The 14,834-nt window shown below is 75.9% G+C and carries 6 protein-coding genes; 2 read left to right on the top strand and 4 right to left on the bottom strand.

The window, feature by feature from the left end:
- Positions 1–4: 4 nt before the first annotated feature.
- From ACQP1S_RS13510 to ACQP1S_RS13495, 4 genes are read right to left on the bottom strand one after another with little or no spacing between them, the layout of a single operon-like run.
- A complete protein-coding gene (locus ACQP1S_RS13510; protein WP_432906767.1) occupies positions 5–3,568 on the bottom strand; it encodes an amino acid adenylation domain-containing protein in 3,564 nt (1,187 codons plus the stop codon).
- On the bottom strand, positions 3,565–5,913 hold the full coding sequence (locus ACQP1S_RS13505; protein WP_432906765.1) for a lantibiotic dehydratase: 2,349 nt from the start codon (positions 5,911–5,913) through the stop codon (positions 3,565–3,567). The genes ACQP1S_RS13510 and ACQP1S_RS13505 overlap by 4 nt, the downstream gene beginning before the upstream one ends.
- A complete protein-coding gene (locus ACQP1S_RS13500) occupies positions 5,910–9,125 on the bottom strand; it encodes a thioesterase domain-containing protein (protein WP_432906763.1) in 3,216 nt (1,071 codons plus the stop codon). The genes ACQP1S_RS13505 and ACQP1S_RS13500 overlap by 4 nt, the downstream gene beginning before the upstream one ends.
- A complete protein-coding gene (locus tag ACQP1S_RS13495; protein WP_432906761.1) occupies positions 9,122–12,646 on the bottom strand; it encodes an AMP-binding protein in 3,525 nt (1,174 codons plus the stop codon). Before ACQP1S_RS13495 ends, ACQP1S_RS13500 begins: the two co-directional genes overlap by 4 nt.
- A gap of 809 nt (positions 12,647–13,455) precedes the next feature.
- On the opposite strand from ACQP1S_RS13495, the gene ACQP1S_RS13490 reads away from it, so the two are divergent.
- Positions 13,456–14,070, top strand: a complete 615-nt coding sequence (locus tag ACQP1S_RS13490; protein ID WP_432906760.1) for a methyltransferase domain-containing protein — start codon at positions 13,456–13,458, stop codon at positions 14,068–14,070.
- A gap of 157 nt (positions 14,071–14,227) precedes the next feature.
- On the top strand, positions 14,228–14,833 hold the full coding sequence (locus ACQP1S_RS13485; RefSeq protein WP_432906758.1) for a class I SAM-dependent methyltransferase: 606 nt from the start codon (positions 14,228–14,230) through the stop codon (positions 14,831–14,833).
- Position 14,834 lies beyond the last annotated feature (1 nt).

The following is a 14,834-nucleotide window of genomic DNA, read 5'->3' as shown; positions in this document are numbered from 1 at the left end:
GGCGTCACGGTTGGTGCGGTCGACGAGGCGGTGGGGTACGGCGGGTCCGGCCGCGCCGGGCGGCGGCGCGCAGCGCGGCGCGGGCCAACTCGGGTCGGTCGGCGGCCCCGTCGAGGCTGGCGGCGAGCGCCCGGACGGTGGGGTGCCGGAACAGGTCGAGCATGGTGATCGACCGGCCGGTCGCGGCGGTGAGCCGGGCGTGCACCGCGGCCAGGGCCAGCGAGTGCCCGCCGATGTCGAAGAAGTTGTCGGCGACCCCGACCCGGTCGCGTTCCAGCACCTCGCGCCAGATGCCGGCGATCAACTCCTCGGTCTCGGTCAGCTCGTCCGGGCCGGTCGGCACCGGCGCGACCGGGGCGGGTGCGGTGGCGGCCACCGTCATCGCGCCGAGCGCCGCCACCCGCACGGTCGGCCGGGGCAGCGCCACGGCGACCGTGTCGGCCGGGGTGTGCGGGTCGGCGGCGAGCGCGCCGACCAGGTCGGCCAGGTCGGCCAGGAGCGCGTCGATCCGGTCGGCGTCGAACAGGTCCGGGTTGTAGACCACGTCCACCCCGCACCGGCCGTCGCGCTGCACCACGTAGACGGTGACGTCGAACGGGGAACCGGGCTTGGGCACCGGGACCACCTCGCCGGTCAGGCCGGTCAGCGCCAGCCGGGGCGGGGCGAAGTTGAGCACGTTGAACAGCACCTGCACCAGCGGGGCCCGGGAGGTGTCCCGGCCCACCCCGAGGGTCTCGACGAGCTTCTCCAGCGGCGCGCCCGGATGGGCGGTCGCCTCGTGCAACTCGGCGGCGCACCGGTCGACCAACTCGCCGAAACCCACCCCGCCGGTCGTGCCCGGCCGGTCGGTGCCGGCGGACCCGTCGGTCGGGCCGGTGCGCAGCCGCACCGGGACGGTGTCGATGAAGAAGCCGACCACGTCGTCGAAGGCGGCCAGCCGGCGGTCGGCGACGATCGCCCCGACCACGTGGTCGGCACCGCCGGTGAGCCGGCGCAGCAGCTCACCGAAGCCGGCCAGCAGCACCGCCGCGACGGTGCTGCCCCGCTGCGCGGCCAGTTCGCGTACCGCCCGGTCGGCGCTGGCGGACAGGGTCACCGCCGCCTCCGCGCCGGCGTACGTCTGCACCGTCGGGCGGGGGCGGTCCCGGGGCAGATCCAGCACGGTCGGCACGCCCCGCAGATGCTCCGCCCACCAGGTCAGGTCGGCGGGACCCTGACGGTGGTCCCGGGCGGCACGCCACACCGCGTAGTCGGCGTACGAGGCGGTCAGCGCCGGCAGCACCGGCGACCCACCGGCGAGGGCCTGGGCGTACCCGGTGGCCAGGTCGGTGTAGAGGACCGCCTCGGACCAGCCGTCGAAGACCGCGTGGTGCATGGTCATCGCCAGCACGTGCTCGTCGGGGCCGAGCCGGTAGACGGTCACCTGCCAGGGCGGGCCGGTGGCCAGGTCGAAGGCGTGCGCGGCGCCGGCGGCGAGCATCCCGGCCAGCTCGGCCTCGGCGTCGGCGCGACCGGTCAGGTCGATCACCGGCACCGCCACGTCGGTCGGCTCCTCGCAGACCGCGTACGGCACCCCGGCGGTCTGCGGGATGCGCCAGCGCAGCACGGCGTGCCGGGTGGCCACGGCCCGCAGCGCCGCGCCGAGCGCCCCGGTGTCCAGCGGGCCACGCAACCGGTGGGCGACCGCGATGTTGTAGGGCGCGCTGGAGGGGGCGAGCTGGTCGACGAACCACAGCCGCCGCTGCGGCGGGGACAGCGTGGGCGGGTTGCCGACGGTCAGCCCGTCGGCGTCGGCGGGTGCGGCGGCCCGCAGCCGGGCGACCAGCGCGGCCGGGGTACGTCCGGTCAACACGTCCCGGGTGTCCACCTGCCGGCCCAGCTCGGCGCGGAGCGCGGCGACCAGCCGCATCGCGGCGATGGAGTTGCCACCCGCGGCGAGGAAGTCGGTGTCCGGGGCGGGGACCGCGCCGAGCAGCCGGGCCCAGGCCCGTCGGACCGCCCGCGCCACCGGGTCGACCGGGTCGTCGGTCGGCTCGTCGACAGGGGCGGCGGCCAACGCGGCGCCGGCCAGCACGCGCAGCGCCGGCCGGTCCAGCTTGCCGGTGGTGGCGCTGACCGGCAGGTCGTCGCGGCGCAGCAGCCGCGCCGGCAGCATCGCGGCGGTCAGCCGCCCCCCGGCGTACGTCCGGACGGTGTCGTCGTCGGGCGCGTCGGCCGGGGTGAGGAAGGCGACCAGGTCGAGTCCGGCCGGGCCGGGCACCGCCTCCACGGCCACCCGGTCGACGCCGGGCACCCCGGCCAGCGCGGCCTCCACCTCGCCCAGCTCGATCCGCTGGCCCCGGATCTTGACCTGCCGGTCGGCCCGGCCGAGATAGACGATTCGCCCGTCCCCGGCCTGGCGGACCAGGTCGCCGGTGCGGTAGAGCCGCGCGCCGGGCAGCCCGGAGAACGGGTCGGGAACGAACCGCTCGGCGGTCAGGCCGGGCCGGTTGAGATAGCCGTCGGCCAGCCCCGGGCCGCCGATCAGCAGCTCACCGGTCTGCCCCGGCGGCACCGCCCGCAACGCGTCGTCCACCACGTACGCCCGGTGGTTGGGCAGCGGCAGCCCGATCGGCACCGGGTCGGTGTCGGCGGCGGTCAGGTCGCCGCTGACCGCCAGCACCGTGGTCTCGGTGGGGCCGTAGCCGTTGAGCAGCCGGCGGCCCGGCGCCCAGCGGGCGGCCAGTTCGGCGGGGACCGCCTCGCCGCCGCAGAGCACCGTCCGCCAGCCGGGCACCCGCGCCGGGTCCAGCATGGACAGCACCGTCGGGGTGATGAAACCCCAGTTGACGTCGTGCGCGGTGATGAACCGGGCCAGCCGCTCCGGGTCGGACCGGTCGTCGACGCCGAGCAGTTGCACGCTGCCGCCGAGCAGCAGCGGAACGAACAGGTCGATGGTGGCGGCGTCGAAGCCGAGCGAGGCGATGCCGAGGCTGCGCACCCCGGCGTCGGCACCGCTGAGCGCCGCGCATCCGGTGACGAACTCGATCACGTTGCGGTGGGTGGTCAGCACCCCCTTGGGCCGCCCGGTGGAGCCGGAGGTGAACAGCACGTACGCCGGGTCACCGGCCCGGGACGGGCAGGGTGCCAGCGGGGCAGGGCCGGCCGGGCCGACCACCTCCACGCCGGGGGTGTCGGCGAACTCGGCCGCCGCCGCGTCGCCGACGACCAGTGTCACGCCGGCATCGGCGGCGATCTCCCGCAGCCGCTGCCGGGGACCGCCGGGCTCCAGCGGGACGTAGCAACCACCGGCGAGCAGCACGCCCAGCACGTCGACCACCAGGTCGGGCCGGCGGTGCGCACACACCCCGACCCGGGTCTGCCGGCCCACCCCCCGGGCCCGCAGCGCGGCGGCCAGGCCGGCCGCCCGACCGACCAGTTCCCGGTAGGTGAGCTGGTCGTCCCACTGGCGGACCGCGACCGCCTCCGGGCAGCGGGCCGCCCGGTCGGCGATCAGCTCGGCCAGCGTCCCGTCCGGCCAGGGCAACTGCTCCCCGGCGACGGCACTGATGGACAGGATGTCGGTCACTTCGCTCCCGGTGCGGTGGTGGGGTCGGCTCCCCGGTGGCTGGCGGGATCGACGCCCCGGTAGGTGGCGGGGTCGGTGATCTGCAGGCGCAGTTCGCTGACGTAGCCCCGGCCCGCCGCGTCGGGCACCCAGGCGTCGGCCGGGGCGGGAAGCAGTTCGGTGACGACCAGCGGAACGTCCGGGCCGGTCCGGGCGGCGGCGTCGACCATGGCGCACAGCGACTGGGCGTACAGCGGGCCGGTCAGGTCGACATAGCAGGGTTTGACCTCGGTGCCGACCTTCACGAACACCCGCTCGGGCAGGTCGTCGGCGGCCCGCCAGCGGCGTACCGCCAGGTAGCGGGTCGACTCGTCGGGGTGCCCGGCCAGGCCGCAGGCCCCCACCGTGGTCCGCCAGGTCCGCCGGGCCACCACCAACCGGTCGATGGTGATCCGGGGCGTGTGCGGGGCCGGGTCGAGCAGCTTGAAGGCGTCCAGCAGCAGCGCGCCGAGCAACTGGGCGAAGACCTCCACCAACGGCCACCGGGCGCCGTCGGGGAGGACCGCGACCAGTTCGTCGCCGTCGTATCCGACGGTGACGGCGGTGGCCGCCACCAGCCGGTCGACGTCCGCCCCCCGCGCGGTGTCGATGCCCAGCTCGCGGTCGGTGGGCCCGGTCAGTCCATAGGTGGTGCGGGTGGTCCGCCGGGGGAAGCTCTCCGGCCAGAGCACCCGCAGCCGGGCCGGGCCGAGATCGGTGTCGAGATCCGCCCGCAGCGTCGCCGGGTCGGGGTGGAACATACTGAGCACCGCGCTGTCGAACGCGATCGCGGCCGGGTGCAGCTCGCCGAGGACCAGCAGGAACTCCCCCCGGTCCAACGCCTCGGACGAGGCGGCGGCGATCTGCACGTCGGGGTTGTGCAGCCGGGCCGACGGCCAGCCGGGCCGGTCGGCGGGGAACACGGCGTGCACCTGCCCCGCCAGGTCCGCGGCGGACAACCGCAGCTCGACGCAGCCGGCCGGCAGGTCCCGCAGGCCGAACAACCGCGCCCACCGCTCGGTGAGGTCGGCCGCCGCGGTGGCGATCGGCCCGTGCGGGGCGACCAGCGTCCCCTGCGCCAGCGACCAGATGTCGGCCAACCGGACCGGACCGTCCACGGCCAACTCGTCGTGCAGCTCGGACAGCAGGGTGGTGACCCCGGCCCCGATCTCGGCGGTCAGCCAGCGGGCGGCCTGCAACACCACCGCCAGCGGGGCGGCCAGCGCGTCCAGGACCGTCGCGCCGAGGCGGAACTCCAGGTCCCGGGCGGAATCCTCGTAGCAGACGGTGCGGCCCGCGTACATCTGGCCCCGGTGGCGGGTGGCGGGCCGACCGGTGACGGCGGTGAACTCGGCGCTGAGGCCGGCCAGCGCGGTGACGAGCCGGTCCGGGTCACCGGCGGCGGCGGCGACCGTGTCCCGGGCCGCCCGCAGCCGGTCGAACCCGGCGGTGGCCCCGGCCCGGACCGTGTCGTCACCGATCGCGGCGATCCGTTCGGCGAGCACCCGCTCGGCGTCCGGGCTGATCGGCAGGTTGGCACCCCAGGAGAGCTGCCCACGGTCGACCCAGCGGTCCAGCAGCAGGTAGCCGTCGTCGGCGCGGTGCACGAGCCCCTCGGCGTGCAGCCGCCGGGCCAGTTCGACGGCGGGGGTACGCCCGTCGCAGGCGGCCAACAGCCGGGCCTCGGTGGCGGTCAGTTCGATCGGTGGGTGCAGCGGCCATCGCAGCCGGCGTTCCTCGACGGTGAGGTGCGGTTGCCGCATCGGGGCCCACCACCGACGCACCGCGAGGTCGTCGGCGAGCCGGTCGGCGTACTCGATCAGGGCCCACGCCTCGAAGACCACCTGTCGGCGGGCGACCAGGCCCGCACCGGGCCGGAACTGGACGCCCGGGTGGGCGGGATCGAACACGCCCCAGCAGACCGGTCCGAAGAAGCCGATCGTCTCGGCCTTGCCGCAGTACCGCTGCCAGTAGCGCAGCAGGCTCGATTCGCGCTTGCGACGACGGACGTTGCGGACCGCCGGGTCGGTCCGCAACAGCCCGTCCAACGCCACCAGCATGTCCGGGTTCTGCCAGGTGACCGCCTCCCGCAGCAGCGGGTCGGCGGCGATCTCCCCGGCGACCACCGAGGACTCCAGGAACGCGACACCGAGGGCCTTGCCGAAGACGTCCGTCGAGCCCTCCCCCGCGAGCACGGCGTCGGCGGCGGCCGCCACACCGGCAGCGGCGAACCGGTCGAGCCCGGCGGCGGGGAAGCCGGCGCTGCGCAGCACCACGTCCCGCCACACCGACCAGCCGGTGTCGCCCAGGGGGATCAGGTGGCTCATCGGGTGGCCTCCCCGGCCGGAGCGTCCACGATCTGCAACCGCAACTCGCTGAAGTAGCGCTGGCCGGCGGCGTCCGGCACCCACGCCTGGTCGGGGGTGGGCAGCATCTCGCTGATCACCAGGGAGACCGCGTCACCGCCGTCGACCCGGGCGGCCCGGACCATGGCGCAGAGCATGTTCGCGAAGGCGGGGCTGCCCAGGTCGACGAAGCAGGGCTTGGTCTCGGTGCCGAGCTTGACGTAGACCTGCTCGGGCAGGCCGAGCCGCCCCCGCCAGGCCCGGACGGCGAGGTAGCGGTCCCGCTCCCCGCGCGCGTCGACGAACCCGCACTCACCGACGGTGGTCCGCCAGGTCTCCCGGGCCACCACCAGGTTGTCCAGCACGATCCGGGGCGTGCGGGGCGCGGCGGCGACCAGTTTGAACCCGTCGACGGCGTGCGCGCTGAGCAGCTCGGCGAAGATCTCGACCAGCGGCCACCGTTGCCCGTCGGTGCCGGTCGCGACCAGCTCACCCTGCTCGTCGGTCACGGTGAGGTCCACAGTCGGCAGCAGCCGGGCCGGGTCGCCGCCCGGTGCCGGCAGGAACGCCAGGTGCCGGTCCGTCGGCCCGGTCAACGCCTCGGCGGTACGACTGGTACGGCGCGGCCAGTCGGTCGGGAAGAGCAGCCGGACCCGCCGCGCACCGAGGTCGGCGGCGAGCGCGGCACGCAGCCGGGCCACGTCCGGATGGGCGGGGGTGAACACCGAGCAGTCGAACGACGCCCACCCGGCGTGCAGTTCACCCAGCACGACGGTGTATTCGCCCCGTCGTAGCGCGTCGACATCGGCGGCGCAGATCTGCAGGTCGGGGCTGTGCAGCAGGGCGTTGGACCAGGTCGGTCGCGCGGCGGGGAAGGTCTCGTCGATCCGGCCGGCGAGGTCGGCGACCCGCAGGCGGACCGCACCGGCGTCGGCGGGTCGGGTGTCCAGCCCGAACAGCCCGGCCCAGCGGGCCGCGAACTCGGCGGCCACCGCGTCGACCGGTCGCTCGCCCTCGCCCCAGAACAGACCCTGGACCAGGAACCACAGGTCGGACAGGGCGACCGGCCCGTCGCCGGCCTCGGCGTGCAGCTCCTCGTACAGCGTCCGGAACACCGCACCATAGGCCTGGGCCAGCGCACCGACCAGCCAGCGGGCGGCGCGCAGCAGCACGTCGAGCGGGGCGGCGAGGTCGGCCAGCAGTGGCCCGCCGAAGACCGCGTCGAGATCACGGCTGGTGTCCTCGTAACAGATCGTCCGGCCGGCGTACATCTGCCCCTCGCGGCGGCGGGGGGCGGCCCCGGTCAGCGTGGTGAAGGTGTCGTCCAGCTCGTCGAGGGCGGCCCGCAGCCGGTCCGGGTCGCCGGCCGTCGCGGCGACCGCGTCGCGGGCCGCCCGCAACCGGTCCCAGCCGGCCTGCGCGGCCACCCGTGCCGGTGTGTCGCCGATCGCGTCGATCCGGGCGGTGAGCACCTGCTCGGCGTCGGGGCTGACCGGCAGGGCGGCGTCCCAGGTGAGCAGCTCCCGGGCCACCAGCCGGTCCAGCAGGGCGTAGCCGTCCTCGGGCCGGCGCAGCCCGACGGCCGGGTCGGCCACCAACTCGTGCGCCGGTCGGTGGCCGTCGACGGCGGCGAACAGCGCCGCCTCCACCGGGGACAGCGGCACCGGTGGCCGGCCGGGACGCAGCACCTCCCGCCCCCGGACGCTGAGCTGGACGCAGAGCCGGGGCGGCCACCAGCGGCGCACCGCCAGGTCGGTGCCGATCCGGTCGGCGTAGGCCGACAGGGCCCACGACTCGAACCAGACCCACCGGCGACGGGTCAGGCCGGTGCCGTGGCTGACCTGGGCGACCTCCGGCAGCTCCGGGTCGAGGGTGACCCAGCAGCTCGGCCCGAAGAAGCCGACCGTCTCGTTCTTGCCCGCGTACCGCTGCCAGTACTTGAGCAGGGCCCGCTCCCGGTCCCGGCGGCGCACGTTGCGGGGTGCCTCGCCGCCGCCCCGGGCCAGGCCGTCCAGGGCGACGAGCGCGCCCCGGTTCTGCCAGGTGACGGCCTCGCGCAGCAGCGGGTCGCCGGCCAGTTCGCTGATCCGGTGGGCGGCGGTGCGGACGGCCTCGGCGAACTCCTTGTCGAAGCGGTCCGGGTCACCGCCACTGTCGAGCAGTTCATCGGCCGCGGCGGCGGCCTGCGGCGCGGCGAAGCGGGTCAGCCCGTCGGCGGGGAAACCGGTGCCGCGCAGGATCGCGTCCCCCCACACCGACCAGCCGGTGTCGCCCAGCGGCACCCGGTGGCCGGCCACCCCGGCCGCCCCCGGCGCCGCTGTCGGCCCGGCCGTCCCCGGGGTGGCACCGGCCACGGCGGCGGTCGGGGCCGGGTCGGCGGTGACAGCCCCCGGGGCCGGGTCGGCCACGGCGGCGGTCGGGGTACCGGCCGGGCCGGCGGCGGTCGGCCCGGTGGCTCCGGAGCCGAGGGCGGCGGCCAGGTCGGCGCGGATCAGGCCCAGCAGTTCGGGCAGCCGGTCGTGCAGGAAGAAGTGCCCACCGTCGAGTTCGTGCAGGACGAAGCCGGCGGCGGTGTGCTCGGCCCAGCCGGCGCTGTGCTCCCGGCTGACCGCCCGGTCGTCCCGGCCACCGAACGCGACCACCGGCACCGGCAGCGGCGCCTCGGGGGCGTACCGGTAGCTGTCGACCCGGCCGAAGTCGGCGCGCAGCAACGGCAGCAGCAACTCCACCAGTTCCGGGTGGTCGAGCAGCCCGGCCGGCAGGCCGCCACCGGCCGCGAGCCGGCGCAGCAGTTCCTCGTCGGTCACCTGGGACAGCCCGTCGAAGAGGCTGGCGGCGGTGACGTGCGGGGCGCGGGCACCGCCGACGTGGAGCCGCAGCGGCAACTCCCGGCCGGTGCGGCGCAGCTCCCGGACCACCTCGAAGCCGACCCGTCCCCCCATCGAGTGCCCGTAGATCGCGTACGGGCGGTCGGCCCGGTCGGCGACGACGGCGGCCACCTCCGCGACGGTGAAGGTCGGGTCCTCGCCGATCCGGTTCTCCCGGCCGGGCAGTTGCACCGGCAGCACCTCGACGTCCGGGCCGATCTCCGACTGCCAACGGCGGAACGCACTGGCTCCGCCCCCGGCGTACGGCAGGCAGAACAACTGCACCGGTGCCTGGGGTCGGCTTCCGGGCGAGACGAACCAGTTCACCGTGCGCCTCTCTGCGGTGGGTCGATCCAGTGCCGCCGGCGCTGGAAGGGGTAGCCGGGCAGCCCGGTACGCCGGACGGCGCCCTCCGGGTGCAGCGCGGCCCAGTCGACGTCCCGGCCGGCCACCCAGCCGGCGGCCAGGTCGCGCAGTGCGCCGGGCTCGCCGGCCACGGCGACGCCGGTGGTGAGCAGGTCGTCCAGCCCGGCGATCGCGTCGGCCAGGTCGGACGCGACGACGGCGGCCCGCCGGCCGAAGCAGCGCCGGCCCAGTGCCAGGGTGGCGGCCACCTCGGACAGCTCCGGCCCGGTCCCCGCCAGGTGGGTGCGCAGCCGGGTCAGCGCCGCGTGCAGCGCCTGCGGGGTACGCGCCGACACCGGCAGCAGCCAGGACCGGGGTGCCGTCGACCCGACCGGTACGGCCGGGGGTGGCTGTTCCACCACCACGTGCGCGTTGGTGCCGCCGAGGCCGAACGAGCTGACCCCGGCCACCCGGCGGGGCGCGTCCGGCCAGTCCCGGGCCTTGGTCGGCACGTAGAACGGGCCGCCGGCCAGGTCGATCTCCGGGTGCGGGCGGGTGAAGTGCAGGTTCGGCGGGATCACCGCGTGCTGGACGGCGAGCACCGTCTTGATCAGCCCGGCGATGCCGGCCCCGGCGTCCAGGTGACCGATGTTGGTCTTCACCGAGCCGAGCGCGCAGGACTCGGCGGGGGCCGCCCCGCCGTACACCTCGTGCAGGGCGGCGACCTCGATCGCGTCGCCCAGCGGCGTACCGCTGCCGTGGGCCTCGATGAAGCGGACCTCGCCGGGGGCGACCTCGGCGGCGGCCAGGGCGTTCGCGACGGCGGCGCTCTGCCCGGCGGGGCCGGGCACCGCGAAGCCGGCCCGGTCGGGGCCGTCGTTGGTGACCGCCCAGCCGGGCAGGACGGCATAGATGCGGTCCCCGTCGGCCTGGGCGTCGGCGAGCCGGCGCAGCGCGACCACCCCGACCCCGGAGCCGAACCCGGACCCCTCGGCGGCCTCGTCGAAGGCGCGGCAGCGGCCGTCCGGGGAGGCCAGCCCGCCCGGCGTGGCCCGGTAGCGGGGCCAGGTGACGTTGACTCCGCCGGCGAGGGCGATGTCGCACTGGTAGTCGGCGAGGCTCTGGGCGGCGAGGCAGACCGCGACCAGCGAGCTGGAGCAGGCGCTCTGCACCGCCACCGCCGGCCCGGTCAGTCCGAGCCGGTAGGCGACCTGGCCGGGCAGGTGGTCGGTGGCCTGCCGGCCGATCAGCCGGGCCTCCCAGTCGTCCGGGTCGACGTCGCCGACCACGGCCGGGTTGTCCATCAGGTGGAAGAGGAAGTAGCGGTTGGCGGAGGTGGCCGAGTAGACGCCGACCAGGCCGGGGAAGCGGGTCGGGTCGTGCCCGGCGTCCTCCAGCGCCTCCCACGCGGCCTCCAGGAAGAGCCGGTGCTGGGGGTCGGTCCGGGCCGCCTCCTCGTCGCCCATGGCGAAGAACTCGGCGTCGAAGTCGGTGACCCCGTCGAGCCGGCCGCCGGCCCGCACGTGCCGGGGGTCGGCGCGCAGTCGTGGCCCGATGCCGAGGGCGGCCAGCTCGACCTCGGTGTGGTCGTGCACGGAGTCCACCCCGGCGCAGATGTTCCACCAGAAGGTCGCCGCGTCGGGTGCGCCGGGGAACCGGCCGGCGAGTCCCACCACCACGATCTCGTCGCCGGTGTACTCGCGGGCGGCGACCGGCGGCGTGGCGGGGGTGGGCAGGCTCGGCGCGGGGGCCGGCCCGGTGCGGACCGACGCCCCCGCCGGGTGCGGCCCGTCGCCGGCGGGCGGGTGCCCCGCGTCGAGGAGGCGGGCCTGCGCGGCGATCGTCGGGTGGGCGAAGAGCCGCACCATGGGCGGCATCACCCCGAACCGCTCGGCGAGGCGCTGCTGGACCTGGCCGAGCAGCAGCGACTGCCCACCGGCGTCGAAGAAGCTCTCCTGCCGCCCGACGGCGGTCCGGCCGAGCACCGCGCACCAGATGTCGTGCACGGCCCGTTCGGCGGCGGTGGTCGGCTCCTGCCCGGTGGGGGTCGGGTGGGACGGGTCGGGCAACGCCCGCTCGTCGATCTTGCCGGTGACGGTGAGCGGGAACGCGTCGAGCACCAGCACGGCGCGGGGCAGCGCGTACTCCGGCAGCCGTCGGGCGAGGGCGGCGCGCAGGGCCACCGGGTCGAGGTCGCCGCCGGCCGGCACGGCGTACGCGAGCAGCTCGCCGCCCCGGGCGATGGCGCGTACGGCGGCGACGCCGGGCTGGTCGGCGAGGACCGCCTCGACCTCGGTCAGCTCGACCCGGAACCCGCGTACCTTGACCTGGCGGTCGAGCCGGCCGAGGCAGACCAGCTCACCCCCGGGCAGCCGGGCCCCCAGGTCACCGGTGGCGTACGTGGGCATCCCGTCGGGGTCGGCGCCGAACCGGTCGCTCGGCTGGCCCAGGTAGCCGGGGGCGAGGTGCCGGCTGCGCACGACGATCTCGCCCGAGTCGGCCAGCCGCAGCGTGTAGCCGGGCAGCGCCGTGCCGATCGGCAGCGGGCCGGCGGCGTCCGGGGCGGCGGTGGCCAGCGGCAGCGCGTACCGGGCGGCGAAGGTCATTTCGGTGGCGCCGTAGCCGTTGACCAGGACGCAGTCCGGGGCGAACCGGTCGCGGCCCCGGGCAGCGTCGGCGTGGGTGGCCTGTTCACCGCCGAGCAGCACCACCCGGACGGTGTCCAGCCGCCGGTCGCCGAGGGTGTCGAGCAGGAACCGGTAGACGGTCGGGGTGGAGTGGTAGACGGTCACCCGGTGCCGGACGAGCCGCTCGACGGCGTACGCCAGACCGTGCCGGCGCAGGTCGATCGGGACGACGGCGGCCCCGGTGAGCAGCGCCGGGTAGAGGTCGGGGATGGCCGCGTCGACGCTGAACGAGGCGAGCAGGCTGAGCCGGTCCGCCGGGCCGATCGCCAGGCTGTGGATCTGGTTGTCGACGACGTGCCGCAGGTTGCGGTGGGTCTGGGCGACGGCCTTGGGCGTGCCGGTGGAGCCTGAGGTGAACAGCACGTACGCGGGACTGTCGGGGTCCACCGGGGTGGGCCGCAGCGGCGCGGTCGCGGTGTCGTCGAGGACCAGCACGCCGGTGCCGGGGCGCTCGGCGCACAGCGTGTCGGCCAGCTCGCGGTGGTCGGCGGTGCAGGCGATGACCCGCACGTCGGCGGCGGCGGTGAGCAGGCGGCGGAGGCGGTCGACCGGGAACCCGGGATCCAGCGGCACGTAGGCGCCACCGGCGGCGAGGGTGCCGAGGACGGCGGCGACGGTGGCCACGCCGTGCCCGGTGAGCAGGGCGACCCGGTCACCGGGGCGGACACCGGCGGTGGTGAGCGCGGTGGCGTGCCCGCCGACGGTGGCGGCCAGTGCGGCGTAGCTGACCTCGTGGGTCTCGCCGAGGATCGCCGGTCGGTCGGGACGGGTGGCCGCCACCTCGGCGAACTGTTGGATGATCGTCGGTTGCGCCATGTCAGCGGGCCGGCTCGGCTCCACTGTGGGCAGGCGCGCAGGAATAGTCAATTGTGATCATGATCCCCCCCAGGACTTCACAATGGAAGCAGAATAGGGCTCGATGCCGCCGAGAAAAGATCATCGATCGGAGTCGGACCGAAGGGCCCACCGGACCCTGAAGATCGGATGGCGAAATTCGGCCGATCATCCCCCTAGCGCGAAAAGGAGTTTCATCCTAAGCGCCTACCGGCAAGTAATTTTGCGGCGAAAGCCCCTGCAGACCGGCGATTTTCCACCATGGACGGCACCTTAACGGCAGGTCAGGTGGGTTACCGCAGCCGTTCGCCTCCACCATCCTAGGGTCGCCGGCCCGACCCCGGGACCGGCGGCCCACCCGGCCCGGCCCCGCGCCCCCACCCCGGGCGACGCCTCCCCCGGCGCGACCCTGGGTGCAGGCACCGACCGGCCGGACCGGTGACCCGACCCCCGCCGGCATCGCCCGACACCCGGCAGCCGCGAACACGCCGGCAGCACCCCGACCACCCGGCACCCACCCGCGCAGGGACGACGCCCGGCGGCCCCGCCGGGCGTCGCCGGCCGGACCGGGCCGGAGGGCGCGCCGGCCGACACCCAGGGTCAACCCGCGCGACACCCAGCGTCACCTGGCTCGACCCGGTGTCAACCCGCCGCTCACGGGGGCTGACGAGGGCCGTCCAGGTCCGTAGCATCTGTCGGGTGCCCGCACCCGTGCGGGCACCCGACAGCCGGCGGCGTGCCCCGCACGCGCGCCGGGTGGCGACGTTTCCGCGACGGCAGAGAGGCCGGCGATGAGTCGAGCAGAGCAGGACACCGCGGCGGGCACCGAGGGCGAGGACTACACCCAGCGGTTGCAGCGCCTCGGTGGCGCGCGCTGGAAGCAGGTACTCGACGTGCAGGCGCCCTACCGGTGGAACCTCCAGCGGCTCGAGTTGGGCCGTACCCTCGACGTCGGTTGCGGCCTCGGCCGCAACCTGGCCAACCTGGGTGAGGGCGCGGTCGGGGTGGACCACAACCCGACCTCGGTGGCGCACGCCCGGGCCGCCGGCCTGGAGGCGTACACGATCGAGGAGTTCCACCAGTCTCCGCACGCCCGGCCCGGCGCGTTCGACGCGCTGCTCGCCGCCCACCTGCTGGAGCACCTGCCCGCCGAGGCGGCGCTGGAGATCATCTCCGGCTACCTTCCGTTCCTGCGGTCCGGCGGCACCGCGGTCTTCATCACCCCCCAGGAGCGGGGGTACGCCAGCGACGCGACTCATGTCCGGTTCGTCGGTTTCGACGAGGCGGCACAGGCCGCCCGGGATCTCGGCATGACGGTGGTCAAGCAGTACTCCTTCCCGTTCCCCCGGTCGATGGGCAAGGTCTTCACCTACAACGAGTTCGTCACCGTCGCCCAACTGCCCTGAGCCCCGTCGCGAACCGGTCGCCCCAGCCTCGGGCCGGTCGGTGCCGGCACCGCCCCGGACCCCCGCCCCGCCGCAGGCCGGTCCGGGGTGCCGTGCGCCGGCACCCGGGGTGCCGTGCGCGCCGTGTGACACCCGGCCGGCCGGTTACCGTGGCGACATGACCAACCCGACCCGGTGGGCGACCGAGACCGGCCCCGAACACTCGCAGTGGTACATCGACCGGTTCCGGCGGCTCGCCGCCGAGGGTGCCGACCTGGCCGGTGAGGCCCGCCTGGTCGACGCCGTGGTGGCCCCCGGCTCGCGGATCCTGGACGCCGGCTGCGGCACCGGTCGGGTCGGCGCCGCGCTCGCCGCGCGGGGGCACCGGATGGTCGGGGTCGATGCCGATCCCGCCCTGATCGAGGCGGCCCGTGCCGACCACCCCGGGCCCCGCTGGCTGGTCGCCGACCTCGTCGAGCTGGATCTCGCCGGGGCCGGCGAGGGCGAGCCCTTCGACGCCGCCGTGGTCGCCGGCAACGTGATGGCCTTCGTCGCCGCCGGCACCGAACCGACCGTGCTGGCCCGGATCGTCGCCCACCTGCGCCCCGACGGGGTGGTGCTGGTCGGTTTCGGTCTCGACCGGGGCTACCGGCTCGACCACTTCGACGCCGACGTGGCCACCGCCGGCCTCCGCCTCGACCAGCGCTTCGCCACCTGGGACCTGCGCCCCTGGCGGGACGAGGCCGACTTCGCGGTCAGCCTGCTGCGCCGCCCGGCCGACTGAA

The organism is Micromonospora matsumotoense, from assembly GCF_050951065.1.
Classification (GTDB): Bacteria; Actinomycetota; Actinomycetes; order Mycobacteriales; family Micromonosporaceae; genus Micromonospora; species Micromonospora matsumotoensis.
Note: the sequence above shows the minus strand (reverse complement) of the source record. Positions and strands in the feature narration are given on the sequence as shown.